This is a genomic window from Paraburkholderia nodosa (assembly GCF_001718195.1).
Taxonomy (GTDB): Bacteria; Pseudomonadota; Gammaproteobacteria; order Burkholderiales; family Burkholderiaceae; genus Paraburkholderia; species Paraburkholderia nodosa_A.
Genome location: NZ_MCNV01000003.1, coordinates 40,960 through 55,100, shown reverse-complemented (window position 1 = coordinate 55,100; position 14,141 = coordinate 40,960). Strand labels below are relative to the sequence as shown.

Annotated in this window: 10 protein-coding genes and 1 pseudogene; 10 read left to right on the top strand and 1 reads right to left on the bottom strand. The window is 64.5% G+C overall.

Annotated features, from left to right (window positions below; genetic code table 11):
* Positions 1-12: 12 nt before the first annotated feature.
* The 9 genes and pseudogenes from BFD71_RS06475 to BFD71_RS06435 form a co-directional block, all read left to right on the top strand.
* Entirely contained in the window at positions 13-1,029 is a 1,017-nt protein-coding gene (locus tag BFD71_RS06475; protein ID WP_141710590.1) for an AraC family transcriptional regulator, read from the top strand.
* Positions 1,030-1,339: 310 nt separating this feature from the next.
* On the top strand, positions 1,340-2,794 hold the full coding sequence (locus BFD71_RS06470; RefSeq protein WP_083245105.1) for an APC family permease: 1,455 nt from the start codon (positions 1,340-1,342) through the stop codon (positions 2,792-2,794).
* A 139-nt stretch (positions 2,795-2,933) separates the two neighbouring features.
* Positions 2,934-4,145 (top strand): porin, encoded by a 1,212-nt coding sequence (locus BFD71_RS06465; RefSeq protein WP_069262488.1) that lies wholly within the window; start codon positions 2,934-2,936, stop codon positions 4,143-4,145.
* A 120-nt stretch (positions 4,146-4,265) separates the two neighbouring features.
* Complete coding sequence (locus tag BFD71_RS06460; RefSeq protein WP_069262487.1) at positions 4,266-5,009, top strand: (Fe-S)-binding protein; 744 nt, start codon at positions 4,266-4,268, stop codon at positions 5,007-5,009.
* Positions 5,006-6,400, top strand: coding sequence for a lactate utilization protein B (locus BFD71_RS06455; RefSeq protein WP_069262486.1), 1,395 nt, complete (start codon positions 5,006-5,008; stop codon positions 6,398-6,400). Before BFD71_RS06460 ends, BFD71_RS06455 begins: the two co-directional genes overlap by 4 nt.
* On the top strand, positions 6,387-6,974 hold the full coding sequence (locus BFD71_RS06450) for a LutC/YkgG family protein (protein WP_069262485.1): 588 nt from the start codon (positions 6,387-6,389) through the stop codon (positions 6,972-6,974). The genes BFD71_RS06455 and BFD71_RS06450 overlap by 14 nt, the downstream gene beginning before the upstream one ends.
* A 12-nt stretch (positions 6,975-6,986) precedes the next feature.
* Entirely contained in the window at positions 6,987-9,227 is a 2,241-nt protein-coding gene (locus BFD71_RS06445; protein ID WP_069262484.1) for a cation:proton antiporter, read from the top strand.
* The gene (locus BFD71_RS06440; protein ID WP_069262483.1) at positions 9,224-10,030 is read left to right on the top strand and encodes a bestrophin-like domain; all 807 of its coding nucleotides are present in this window, start codon (positions 9,224-9,226) and stop codon (positions 10,028-10,030) included. Before BFD71_RS06445 ends, BFD71_RS06440 begins: the two co-directional genes overlap by 4 nt.
* Positions 10,031-10,094: 64 nt before the next feature.
* Positions 10,095-10,331 (top strand): annotated as a pseudogene (locus tag BFD71_RS06435) (hypothetical protein); the annotation flags it as partial.
* A gap of 292 nt (positions 10,332-10,623) precedes the next feature.
* Here BFD71_RS06435 and BFD71_RS06430 read toward each other — a convergent pair.
* Positions 10,624-11,985 (bottom strand): NYN domain-containing protein, encoded by a 1,362-nt coding sequence (locus BFD71_RS06430; RefSeq protein WP_083245103.1) that lies wholly within the window; start codon positions 11,983-11,985, stop codon positions 10,624-10,626.
* A gap of 273 nt (positions 11,986-12,258) precedes the next feature.
* On the opposite strand from BFD71_RS06430, the gene BFD71_RS06425 reads away from it, so the two are divergent.
* Complete coding sequence (locus BFD71_RS06425) at positions 12,259-14,136, top strand: alkaline phosphatase family protein (protein ID WP_083245102.1); 1,878 nt, start codon at positions 12,259-12,261, stop codon at positions 14,134-14,136.
* The last annotated feature ends 5 nt before the right edge of the window (positions 14,137-14,141 follow it).

The window sequence follows — 14,141 nt, the reverse complement described above, 5'->3', positions numbered from 1 at the left end:
ATGGAGCGAGACATGAAAAGAGTGCCTGTCAATAGCGGTTTCCCGATGATTCGCGGTGCCGTGATGGGTCCCATCGTGCGTGCACTCGACGCCGCCGGTGCGGACTGCGATGCATTGCTGGCCGAGTTCGGCCTGAGTCGCCGGCAGCTTTCCAATCCGTATGAAATCGTGGCGCTCGGGCGCTACGTGGGCGCGTTCGAACGCGCGGCGCAGGTCCTCGACGAACCCTTTCTCGGCCTGCGCTTAGGCGCCGAATTGCAGCTCACGGAACTGGGGCCGGCTGGCCTCGTGTTCATGTCGTCGCCTACACTCGGCGCCGCAATCCGTAAGTTCACCGACACGCTCGGCTCGTGGCAAAGCGCGACGGCCGTCGATCTCGTGAGCGACAACGCATGGCCGATGTGGAGCTATCGCATCGCGCATACGCAAATCTGGCCGCGCCGGCAGGACGCCGAGTACAGCGTCTCCGCCATGTGCCACATGATTCGCCAGGTGCGAGGCGCAGCATGGACGCCGTGCGAGATTCATTTCGAGCACGCCGCGCCCGAGGACCTCAAGCCTTATTTGCGCCTCTTTCGCGTGCCCGTGCGCTTCCAGCAGCCGGCCAACGGCGTGGTCCTGCACCCGCACGATCTCGACACGCCGCTCAAGAGCGCCGACGTGCAGATGGCGCGCATGATGGAGCGCCACGCCACCGACCTGATTTCGCGCGACACGATTCCGCATACGCTCGTGGACCAGGTGCGCGATCTCGTGACGCGCCGGCTCGCGCGCGAAAAGCTCGTGGTCGGCGATATCGCCAAGGACCTCGGGCTTTCGGACCGCTCTTTGCAGCGGCATCTCGCCGACGCCGGGACCTCTGTGCGCCAGATCATTCGCGAAGAGCGCGAGCGCAGCGTGGCGGTGCTGCGCGAGCAGGAGGGCATGACCAACGCGGCCGTGGCCCGCGCCGTGGGTTATGCCGACGCCACCGTGCTATGGCGTGCGACGCGCAACTGGGGCCGTGCAGGCGCCAAGCGACCCCGCTAGCGCGCAAGTGGTGAAAGAGAATTGACGGCTTTCAGTAAGCTTGTGGGCTGAAGTACGGATTCCCGGCTCGCGGCATTAATCAGGATGCCGAAGGTAATATCGACCGCTTCAGCGCGGTTAAGTGAAAACCCGCTCCAGCCCTGGCGCACTTTATCGAGTAATTGGCGCGTTGCGCCAAGTCGGCGAGTTTATTAGCTGCCTACCATGCGCTCAATCCGAATCGGGAAATTCGATTCGTCGAGCGCCGGAGGCACGCGGTTCTTCATCGTGTCGTATGGCGAACCCAGAACAGACACCCGCAGAGGCAACGATGAACGAACCGTATTCTTCTCCCGCTCACCTCGTTGGAGACAACGCGGCAGTGGACTCACAGCGCAGCTTGCTCGGGCTTTGGCAGATCGTCTTTCTCGTCATTTCCGCGGCGGCGCCGCTCACCGGCATGCTGGGCGCGGTGCCACCTGCCATCAGCCTTGGCAATGGCGCGGGCATTCCCGGCGCATTCGTGATCGCGGGCGTCGTGCTGCTCGTGTTCAGCGTGGGCTTCGCTTCAATGAGCCGCCACATCGTGCGTGCCGGCGCGTTCTACGCGTACATCACGGCGGGTTTCGGCCGACCTGTTGGCATGGCCGGCGCACTCGTCGCGCTGCTCTCGTACACGAGCATCCAGATCGCGTTGTACGGCCTGTTCGGTTTCTTCTGCACGGTGGTGCTCGGGCCACTGCTGCATAGTTCGCTGCCGTGGTACGCGTATTCATTCGCGTGCCTCGTCGTCGTGCAGTTCACCGGCATTCGCGGCATCGACCTGAACAGCCGCCTGCTCGGCGTGCTCATGTGTCTCGAACTCGGCATCCTGCTGCTGCTGAGCCTCGCGATCGTGATTCATCATGGTGGACCGGATGGCCTGACGCTCGCGCCGTTTTCGCCGCGCCACGTTTTCAGCGGCCACCTCGGCATCGCGGTGATGTTCGCGCTCGCGTCGTTCATCGGTTTCGAGGCCACGGCGATCTACGGCAAGGAGTGCCGCGACCCGAAGGTGACGGTGCCGCGCGCCACCTATGTTTCCGTCACGCTGATTCTCGTGTTTTTTGCGTTCGTCACGTGGGCTATCGTTTGCGCCTATGGCATCAGCAACGTCACGGACGTCGCGACGAAACAGCCGGGCGACTTCTGGTTCATCCAGTCGACGAAGTACCTGGGCGGCGCGATGACCACGACGATGAGCTTCCTGCTGCTTTCCAGCATCTTCGCGAGCCTGCTGTCGTTCCACAACACGATCGTGCGTTACATCCACGCGCTTGCGGGTGAGGGGATTCTTCCCGCGGTGCTCGATCGCCTGCATCCGAAGTATGGATCGCCGTATCTCGCGAGCTATCTGCAGACACTTTCGGTCGCTGTGCCGGTGGGCCTTTTCGTTCTCGCGGGCAGCGATCCGTTCAACATCGTGTTCAGCTGGGGCTCGGCGCTCGGCACCATCGGCATCGTCATGCTGCAGGCGGTCACGAGCTTTTCGGTGGCGGCGTTTTTCCGCGCCACGAAGAAGGACACGCGACTGTGGCACGCGTTCCTCGCGCCGGTGCTGGGCGGCTGCGGTCTGCTCTCCATCGGCATCGTGCTGATCGGCAATCTCGACGCGCTCGCCGGTTCCGATAGCCCGGTCGTACGTGCGTTCCCATGGGTCGTGCTCGCGGTGGCGCTGATCGGCGTGCTGATTGCTTTCGTGCTCAAGCGTTCGCGGCCGGACATCTACGCGCGCTTCGGCCAATAACGACTTGCCCGGGACGCGTCTCGCGTCAAGCCCTCGATTCCCGCAGTTCCTGACTCGTGCGGCGCGCTCCCGGCGCCGCGCTTCGGCCGCGCACGCGCATGCAGCGCAGCGGCCCATCTCCCTTCGACAAGACAACGACATGGCAAATCTCGTCAATCGCACAGCGCTGGCGCTGGCTTCGTGCGCCCTCGCGACGAGCGCACTCGCGCAATCTTCAGTCACGCTTTACGGCACGGTGGACGCGGGCCTCATCTATTCGACCAACCAGCAGACCACGCACGCAGACGGCAGCACGAGCGGCCACGCCAACTGGCAACTGGGCGGCGGCAACCTCGTGCCGTCGCGCTGGGGTCTCACGGGCAGCGAGGACATTGGCGGCGGCACGAGCGTCAATTTCACGCTCGAAAACAGCTTCTTCTCGCAGAACGGCGCACTCCTGCAGGGCGGCACGCTCTTCAACCGCAACGCCTGGGTGGGCGTGGCGAATAGCCACTACGGCACGCTCACGCTGGGTCGCCAGTACGATCCGTTTTCCGACGATCTGGGCGCCTATGTGTCGAGCAATAACTGGGCAACGCTCTATGGCTCGCACTTCGGCGACGTGGACAATCTCAACGAAGCGTTCAACTTCAATAACTCGATCAAATACGTGAGCCCGAGTTTCGGCGGCTTCACGATAGGCGGTCTGTTCAGTTTCGGCGGCGTGGCGGGGAATTTCTCGCAGAACCGCGGTTGGTCGGTGGCGGCTAATTACGCCAACGGGCCGCTTTCGCTTTCTGCCGGCTACCTCGAGTTGCGCAATCCGCTGCAGGCGGCGTTGGGCGGGGAGAGCGGCTATATCGGCGACTTCAGTTGCAGCAATCCGAATGCGTCGTACTGCGAACTACAGAATGCGCAGCGCGTGAGCATTTTCGGCGCGGGCGGCTCGTACGCGTTCGACAAGGTTAGCGTGGCGCTCAGCTATACCCATACGCTTCTTTCGCAGAGCCAGTATTTCGCGGATGCGGCACGGCCGCAGGGCGCGGACATCTCGTTCGATATCGCCGAGCTGAATACGTCGTGGCAATACTCGCCCGCGCTGCAGTTCGGCTTCGCTTACATCTTCAACGACGCTCACCCGGACGGCGGCTCGTCCACACGGCTTCACCAGATCAATCTGGGCGCGGTCTACAGCCTCTCCAAGCGCACGGCAGTTTATGCGGTGGCGATCGGCCAGAAGTCGTCGGGGGCGGGTCTCGGGATCGATGCCGCGAGCGGGGCGACGCAGAATCTGGCGCAGATTCCGAACCTCGTGAATTCGAACTCCGACAAGCAGCTTGCCGTGATCGCGGGCATTCGCCACAACTTCTGAGTGAAAAGCCGCGGCGCAGCATGATGCACCGCGGCAACGCGCAGCGCATACACGCTTCGCGCGACGCCCGCGCCGTTCGGCAGTAGAATGTTCGGGTCCGCTTTTCGTGTGAGCCCGCGCATGAAAGTTGCCTTGTTCGTCCCTTGCTTCATCGACGCGTTCTACCCCGAGGTGGCAATCGCCACACTGGAACTGCTGGAGCGTTTCGGCTGCGAGGTGGACTATCCGCTCGAACAAACCTGCTGCGGCCAGCCCATGGCCAACAGCGGCGCGCAGGCCGAGGCAGCCGGCGCGGAGCGGGTATTTGCGCGCGCGTTCGCGGGCTACGACTATATCGTCGGCCCGTCGGCGAGCTGCGTGAATCACGTGCGCGACCACTTCACCGCGATCGAGCAGACCGAGACCGTACGTAAGGTGCGCGAGAGCACCTATGAACTCGTCGAGTTTCTGCACGACGTGCTGGGCGCGCGCGAATTCCCCTGGGCCGAATTTCCCTGGCGCGTGGGTTTGCACAATAGCTGCAGCGCGCTGCGCCATTTGAAGGAAGCTTCGGTTTCGGAAATCGCGGGTCCGACGTTTTCGAAGCCCCTCGCGCTGCTCGAACATGTGAAGGGCATCGAATTCGTGAAGCCGGCGCGCCCCGACGAATGCTGCGGCTTCGGCGGCACGTTCGCCGTGACCGAAGAGGCGGTATCGGTGCGCATGGGCCAGGACAAGGTGGTCGATCACGTGAGCGCGGGCGCGCAATACATCGTTTCCGCCGACATGTCCTGCCTCATGCACCAGCAGGGCTGCGCCGAGCGCATGAGCGCGGACATCCGCTTCATCCACATTGCCCAGGTGCTCAACGGAGCGCGCGAATGAAGCGAGTCGAACACGCGAAGCTCGCCGGCACGTTTCTCTCGCGGCCGGAGCACGTCGCCTTCCACGACAAGCGTCTATGGGACTTGCGCTCGAAGCGCGACGCCCAGGCGCATGCCATTCCCGAGTGGGAAATGCTGCGCACGCTCGCCTCGCAAATCAAGGCGCATACGCTCTCGCATCTCGCCGACTACCTCGACCACTTCACGCGCACGGCGCAAGCCAATGGCGTGCAGGTCCATTTTGCGGATACGGCCGAGGAACACAACGAAATCGTTTATCGCATCCTGAGCGAGCGCGGCATGACGGCGCTCGTGAAGAGCAAGTCGATGCTCACCGACGAGTGCGAGATGCGTCCGTATCTGGAGTCGCGCGGCATTTCGGTGATGGAGACCGACCTTGGCGAGCGCATCCAGCAGCTCGACAAGCAGCCGCCCAGCCATATCGTCGTGCCCGCCGTGCACAAGCTGCGCGACGACGTGGCCGAAGTGTTCGGCCGCACCATCGGCACGGACCCGCACAACAACGACATTCACTATCTGGCGGAAAGCCAGCGCATGAATACGCGGCCGTGGTTCGTGCGCGAGAAAACGGCGGGCATGACCGGCTGCAATTTCGCGGTGGCGGAAACGGGCACGGTGGTGGTTTGCACCAACGAGGGCAACGCGGACCTTTCCGCCAACGTGCCGCCGCTGCACATCGTCTCGATGGGCATCGAGAAGCTGATTCCGCGCCTTTCCGATCTCGGCGTATTCGTGCGCATGCTCTCGCGCAGCGCGCTCGGCTCGCCAATCACGCAATACACCTCGCATTTCCGCGCGCCGCGGCCCGGTGCGCAAATGCATTTCGTGCTCGTCGACAACGGCCGGGCCGAGCGGCTGGCCATGCCCGAGTTCTGGTATTCGCTCAAGTGCATTCGGTGCGGCGCGTGCATGAATACCTGTCCCGTGTACCGGCGCAGCGGCGGCCTTTCGTACGGCAGCACCTATGCGGGGCCGATCGGCGCGATCATCAATCCGACCTTCGACCTCAAACGCTTCAGCGCATTGCCGTTCGCCTCGACGCTCAACGGCAGCTGCACGAACGTGTGCCCGGTGAAGATCAATATTCACGAGCAGATCTACCAGTGGCGGCAGGTCATCGCGGCACAGCACGAGGTGCCCTTCGTGAAGCAGGAAGTGCTGAAGATGGCTGGCCGCTTGCTCGGCAGTCCGACGCTTTATCGCGGCACGGTGAAATCGCTCGAGGGCGCGTTGCGGCGCTTGCCGAACTTCATGCTCTACAACCCGCTCAATATCTGGGGCAAGCAGCGCGATCTGCCGCACGTGCCGCACACGACGTTCCATGCGTGGTACCGGAAAAACCGCAAGGGAGGCGGCGATGGCGGATCGTGAGGCGTTTCTCGCGCGCGTGCGCGCCGCGCAACCCGCGCACGAACCGTTGCCCGAGGTGCCGTTGTTCGAAGCGCCCGCCGGCGATCTGCGCGAGCGCTTTGGCGCCGCGCTCAAACTGATGGGCGGCAGCGACACGCAGATGCAAAGCGGGGCCGAGGTGCGCGCCATGATCCTGCGCCGCTTTGGCAGCGAGGCGCGTATCGCGTCGGCCACGCCGGAGGTCCAGGGCACGCGCGAGATCAGCGCCGTCACGAAGCCGGCCTCGCTCGAAGACGTCGACGTGGGCGTGGTGCGCGCACGCTTCGGCGTGGCGGAAACGGGATCGCTATGGCTGAGCGAGTGCGAGTACGTGGTGAACGCGCTCGGCTATATCGTGCAGCATCTCGTGGTGCTGCTCGATCCCGCACAGCTGGTGGCGGGGCTGCAGGACGCGTACCGGCGCGACGATTTTCGCAGCGCGCGCTACGCGGCGCTCGTCACAGGGCCGTCCGCGACGGCCGATATCGAAGGCGTGTTGATCCAGGGGGCACAAGGGGTGAGGTCGTTGACGGTGGTGTGGCTGCCGGCGCCGTGACGGTTGCACGCCATGGTCATCCACGTCCTTCTCCTGAGCGGCTTTCTGCTGGCGAGCATCGCGCTCGTGCAGGCGGTGAGCCTGCGCTGGTCGATTTCCGAATCGGTGCTGCTCGCCGGGTGGGGTTTCACGCTGGGCGGCATCTACCTCGTGAGCGGCGAGGCCTGGCCCACGCTCGCCGCGAACTTCGTGATGCCCGCGCTTGCGCCTCGGCTGCCGCCTGAGGCTTACTTGTGGATCTTCCTGCCGCCGCTGCTATTCCAGGCCGCGCTCAGCGTGAACGTGCGCGAGATGCTCGGCGACGCGGCGCCGATTCTGCTGCTTGCCGTGGTGGCCGTGTTCGTGGCGACCGGCATGGTGGGCGGCGCAGTCCGGCTCACGGGCCTCGGTCCGCTTGCCGACGGCCTCCTGCTCGGTGCGATGATCGCGACCACCGACCCTTCCGCCGTGCTCGCCGTGTTCCGCGAAGTGGGTGCACCCGAGCGGCTCGTGCGCCTCGTGGAAGGCGAGAGCCTGCTCAACGATGCGGCCGCCATTGCCATCGCCGGCGTGCTGATCGCCGCGATCACAGGAGACGCGGCCAATGTCTCGGCAACGGCCGCGCTGCGTGCGCTCGGCATCGCGCTCGGCGGCGGGCTGCTGGTCGGGGCGCTGGCCGGGCGCGCATTCGCGTGGCTCCTGCCGGCGCTGGGCGGCGAGGGCAAAGCCGAGATCTCGCTCAGTTTCGCGCTGCCGTATCCGCTCTATCTCCTCGCCGACCAGATGTTGCACGTCTCGGGCGTGGTAGCCGTGGTCGCGGCCGGGCTCGTCATCAGCGGGCTGGGGAGCACGCGCCTGTCGCCTGTGAACTGGAAGCATCTGCAACTGATCTGGGAACAGATCGCGGCCATGGCGGGCGCAGCGATTTTTCTGCTCGCGGCCATGCAGATTCCGGCCACGCTGCGTGACGCGCAATGGATCGATCTCGTCGCGCTCGCCGTCGTGGTGGTGGCGGCGTTCGCGGCGCGCGTCGTCGTGGTGTTCGGCATGCTGCCGCTACTGAGCCGCCTGCGGCTCACCGAGCCCGTGAGCGCGGCCTACAAGCTCGTGATTGCATGGGGTGGACTGCGCGGCGCGGTGACGCTCGTGCTCGCGCTGGGCCTCGCGCAGGACACGGCGCTGCCCGATTCCACGCGCCGCTTCGTCGCGATCCTCGCGACGGGCTTCGTGCTCGTGAGCCTCATCGTGAACGGCACGTCGCTCAAGCTGCTGATCCGGCGGCTGCGCCTCGATCTGCTGTCGCCCCAGGAGCAGGCGCTGCAGCAAAAGGCGGTGCAGCTTTCGTCGATCGGCGTATCCGAGCGCGTGCATATGGCGGCACGCACCTTTCACATTCCCGATGCGATCGCCGACCAGGCCTGCCATACGTTCCGGCGCAGCGTGGACATCAGCGCGACGGCATTCGATTTCGAGGCGGCGCTCTCGGACCGCGAGCGTCTCGTCATCGGCCTCGTGACGCTCGCGGCGAAGGAGCGCGACCTCATTCCGCAGTATGGCAGCGGCATCATTACGATCCGCAATCTCGACGCCATGATGCGCAACACCGATGCCATGATCGAAGAGGCGCGCGTGGGCGGGCGGCTCGGTTATCAGCGCGCGGCCGCAAAAATACTGGCCGATACGATCGAGATGCGTGTCGCGCGGCTGCTTTATCGCTGGCTGCGCGTGCGGCAGCCATACGGCGACGCGCTCGCCGATCGCTTCGAACTCCTGATGTGTCGCCGCGTGGTGCTGCATCAGCTGATCGTCTTCAACGACCGCAGCCTCACGCCGCTGTTGGGCGAGCGCCTCGCGGCGCTGCTCAAGACGATCCTCAAGGCGCGCATCGCGACCGCCGAGCATGGGCTCGCGGACGTGCGCCGTTGCTTCGGCCAGGCTTCGGACGTGCTCGAGCGGCGCATGCTGCTGCTCTACGCGCTGCGTGAAGGGCGCGAACGCGTGCAGGCCATGTACGAGGACCGCTCGATTTCGAAGGAGATCTACGATTCGATCCGGCGCGAGCTGGACGCCGCGTGGAAGCTCGCCGTGCCGCGGGCGCATCCGGACCTCGTGCCGGGCGAGACGCAGGCGAAGGAGATTCATACGCGCATCGACGCATTGAGCGTTGGCGGCGCTGAAGCGCACGCAGCGCCTTCGGCACCCACGGCGTCGCACACCGACACCGCCGCACAGGTGGTCAACGCCGCCGCCGAGGAGCGCAGGCCGTCGCCATGACCGAGATCCAGTCGGCGCTGCTCGTGTTTGCGTTGCTGCTCGGCGGCACGGGCCTCGGCGTGCTGTTGCGGCCGCTATTGCCCGAGGAGCATCGCAAGCATGAAACCGTGCAGCTCGTGCAACTCGTAATCGGCATGCTGGTGACCTTTGCGGCACTGGTGCTGAGCCTGCTCACCGCGTCCGCGAAATCGAGCTTCGATACGGCGACCAACGACATGCGCGCCTACGCCGCCGACCTGATTCAGCTCGATCAACGCCTGCGCGAATACGGTCCCGACGCGGCCGCGGCGCGCACCTTGCTGCGCGCGTATACGGCAAGCGCCATCGCCTCGACCTGGGCGCAGGAAAAGCCGCCGCCGGGTAACTACTATCCACACGATCCGGGCGTCGGCAATGACGAACTCGAAAGCCGGCCGCTCGGCGCGCTGCTCAACTCAGTCGGGCACGAAATCGAAATGCTCGCGCCACGCGACGCCTATCACCAGGCGCTCGTGGGCCCGCTCTCGCAGATGTTCGACCGCGTGACCGATACGCGGTGGCGTCTGATCGAAGAGGCGCATGGCACGATTTCGCGGCCGTTCTTCACGATGCTCGCGCTCTGGCTGATTTTGATCTTCCTGAGCTTCGGGCTCGTCGCGCCGCATAACGCGCTGGCGATCGTGCTGATCTTCCTTGGTGCGGTGTCGATTTCGTCGGCCGTCTACGTGATCGCCGACCTCGATACGCCGTTCACGGGACAACTCGTGGTGCCGAGCGATTCGATGCGCGATGCGCTCGCGCACATGAACGCGTCGGCCACGTAGCGACGCGAGCGAGTCATTGCGCTAGACTCGCGCGACGTGACGCGTACAGGAAAGGAGGTTTGCAATGTTGCGCAAGACGCTCAATGCTTCGCGGCTGCAGGAGGAAGTGCATCGGCGCATCCACAAGCTGCAGGAGGTGGTCGAAGACGGCGTGAAGATCGGCGTGCCGCGCCCGCAGTTGCAGGAGCCCGACCGCAGCGGCTGCAACTGGACGATGCAGCACTTTCACAACGCGGCTGGCTTCGAAGCGAGCGTGGCGCGCGTGCTGGAGCAGGTGCAGGCCGAGTACAACATCGCGCAGGCAAAGGATGAAGCCGTGGAGGACGATGTCGGCCAGCAGGCCGGCACGTGCGATCCGTTCGGGGGAGCGAAGCGCGCCGGCGCTGAGAACCCATTTGGTGGATCGAAACCCGCGCAGGCCGCAAACCCGTTTGGAGTGGCGGGGCCGTCGGGCAAGCAGGATCCTTTCGGCGATACTGCGCCCGCGAGTGAAGATGCGCCGCCTGCGAAGGGCAAACGCCCCGCGAATCCGTTCGGCGATTGACCGATGCGCTGCGCGCCGCCCACTTAGAGCGGCGCGCGTCACGCCATTGTCAGCTTTCTTCCGCTGCGGCCTTGCTGCGCGCGCGACGCGCGCGCGACGGCGCCTTCCTGGCAGCGGGCTCAGCCGGCGCTGCTGCCGGGCTCGCCGGTTCGTCAACGGAACTGGCCGGTGTTTCTGCCGCTTTCTTCGCTGTCTTCTTGCGCGCGGGGCTCTTGCGAGCTGCCGTCTTGCGCGCTCGCGCGGGGGCGGGCGCGGTGGGTTCGACATCGGCGGCCGGCTCGGGCGCCGCATGCCCCTCGTAGGCCTCTTGCGGCGAGTGGGTGTTCTCGTTCGCGTCGAATGGCAGGGCGGGGAAGGGCGGCTCGGCTTCGTGCCGATGCGCTGCTTGCGCAAGCGCCTCGACCGGCTCGAACGGAATTTCGCCTTGCGTCTCGGCCGGTTGCTCGACTGCGGTTTCTCGCACCTCCGCCGCGCTGCTTGCGCGGCCATTGCGACGGCCCTTGCGCCTGCCGCGCGGCTCCTCGGCACGCGCCGCCGTGCTTTCCGGCGCTGACACGCTGGCGGCGGCAGCCGCGAGCGGGGGCGGGTTCAGCCGCGACACCCAGGTCCCCGACTTGTCGTCGCGGCCCACTTCGAGCAGCCCGCGCGACTGCGCCTCTTCGAGCAGATTGCCGAATGCGCGAAAGCCGTAGCGCGTTTCGTTGAAGTCGGGCCGGCGGCGCTTGATGGCGCTCTTGAGCACCGAAGCCCAGATCTTGCCGCTTTCGCCACGCTCGAGCACGAGCGCGTCGAGCGTTTCGATCGCGAAGGCCACGGCCTTCGACTTGCGCTCGTCGCCGTCCTGCTTCGGCTGTCGTTCGTCGCCGCCCTGGCGTTTCGCACCGCCGCCGTCCTTGTTCTTGCCCCTGCCGTGCGTGTGCTGTTCGCGCTCGAGTTCGCGCACCAGGTCGTCGTAGAAGATGAATTCGTCGCAATTGGCGACGAGCAGGTCGGAGGTGGAGTGCTTCACACCCACGCCGATCACCTTCTTGGCGTTCTCGCGCAGCTTCGAGACGAGCGGCGAAAAGTCGGAGTCGCCGCTCACGATCACGAACGTGTCCACGTGCGACTTCGTATAGCAGAGATCGAGCGCGTCCACGACGAGGCGGATATCGGCCGAATTCTTGCCCGACTGGCGCACGTGGGGAATTTCGATCAGCTCGAAGCTCGCCTCGTGCATCGCGGCCTTGAAGCCCTTGTAGCGCTCCCAGTCGCAATAGGCCTTCTTCACGACGATGCTGCCCTTGAGCAAGAGCCGTTCCAGCACGGGCTTGATATCGAAGCGGTCGATCTTCGCGTCGCGCACGCCGAGCGCGACGTTCTCGAAGTCGCAGAACACCGCCATGCTGATGTTTTCCTGGGGGGAAGCCATGTGATTGATTCGTTCCATCTACGGTGTGAATTCACATGATAGCCGGTTGCACCGCGGCGGGCCGCGAATCGCGATAGCGGCGCCTCACCCCGTGCGGCATGTGGTTGTGTGCGCAAGCATGATTCCTTTGAACGATTTTCGAACGTGGAGCCGTAAAACGCAGTCATTTTATGTTTACCCAACAACTTCTTAACAAGCGTGTAACACAACTTTCATAAGCTTTCCGCGAGTCAAAATCCGTCGGGTGTGTCCGACTTATAACGAGGGACGGTTGTGAAGAAAATAAAGTCGCGCAGGGGTGCGCTCGCGATGCTGGCGAGCATCGGCGTATTGGCGGGGTTATCTGGTTGCGGAAGCAACGGCTCAGATGGCAGACCGAAGGTCACCGGTCAGGTGCTCGGCAGCTATATCCAGAATGCGGCAGTCTGCCTGGATGTGAACAACAACGGCAGGTGCGACCCGGGCGAGCCGGTCGCGCGCTCGGATGCCCAGGGCAAGTTCTCGATCTCCGATACGAGCAAGGGGTCGTGGAAGTACATCGTGGCCGACCTGAGCGGCGCCACGGAGAACGACGCATCGGGCAAGAACATGGGCACGGCGTTCAACGGGACGGCTACGTTCCGTTCGCCGCGTGGCGTCGGTTCCGTCAGCGCGATCACGACGCAGCTCTCGCAACTGATCGACAGCGGCCTGTCGCAGTCGGATGCTCAAACGCAACTGGCGAACAAGATCGGCACGACGCCGGACGCCCTGCTGGGCGACTTCAATACCAACGGCAACACCCTGGTGAAGGCCGCGAGCGATCAGTACATTGCAACCGTCGTTTCGAGCAAGGCGATCAAGCACGTCTGGGTTATCGTGCTCGAAAACAAGAGCGCGGAATCGACGTACGGCACGACGGCCTCGGATTCGAACCAGGACCCGTACCTGAAATCGCTGATGCCGCAGGGCACGTTCCTTTCGAACTACTACGGCACCGGCCACGTTTCGCTGGACAATTACATATCGATGGTGTCGGGTCAGCCGTCGACGCACGACACCGAAACGGACTGCTTCCAGCTGTGGTCCGATATCGTGGATGCCGGCAACGACTCGGCGAACCCCAAGGTTCTCAAGGCAGGTACGGACGCAAACGGCCACGCGAGCGGCGGCTGCGTGTTCCCGGCTCGCGTGCAGCATATTGGCAACCAGATGGAACAGGCCAAGCTCACGTGGCGCAGCTACAACGAGGACATGGGCAACGACCTGAACCGTGACGGCACGAGAACCTGTTCGTTCCCGCGCCGTACCGCGCAGCTTGCGGGCTCGGACCCGGCGAAGGCTGTGGACGGCACGCAGGCCGCGCAGGCTCCTTCGGCTTCGGGTGACGTGGCAGGCGATGAGTACGCAACGCGTCACAATCCGTTCCCGTATTTCCATTCGACCATCGATGATCTGGCCAACTGCGACGCGCACGTGGTCAACCTGCAAGACAACCTGGCAACGGATCTTCAGTCGATTGCCTCTACGCCGAACTTCTCCTTCATCACGCCGAACCTGTGTAACGATGGCCATGATGGTGACGGTACCGGCGCGGCGGGCAAGGGCTGCAAAAACGGTCAGCCTGGCGGTTTGGCTTCGATCGACGCGTTCCTGAAGAACACGATCCCGTTGATTCAGGCTTCGCCCGCCTACAAGCAGGACGGCCTGATCATCATCACGACGGACGAAGGCGTCGTGACCGGACTGACGCCGACAACGTCGCTCAGCGCAGATGGCACGACGCTTTCCCTGCTGGAGCCGGAAATGGGCAACCAGTGCCCGGGCTGCAACCAGCAAACGGGTCCGAACGTGACGCGTCCGGAACAGGTCACGATGTCCACGCTGCCGGTGGCTCAAGCAGCCCTGCTCGGTATCAACCCGGCGACGCTGCCTGCATCCGTGCGGAGCGTGTCGATTGCGTTGAACTACCTCGGAGTCGGTGGCGATCAGATCGGTACGCTTCTGCTGTCGCCGTTCATCAAGGGCGGTCACGTGGATGGTACGGGCTACAACCACTACGCGCTGCTGCGTTCGCTCGAAGACAACTTCGGCATCGGCTCGTATCTCGGCTACGCAGATGATGCATCGCTCAAGCCGATCTTCACATCGGCCAACATCGATAACCGCTAATCCGT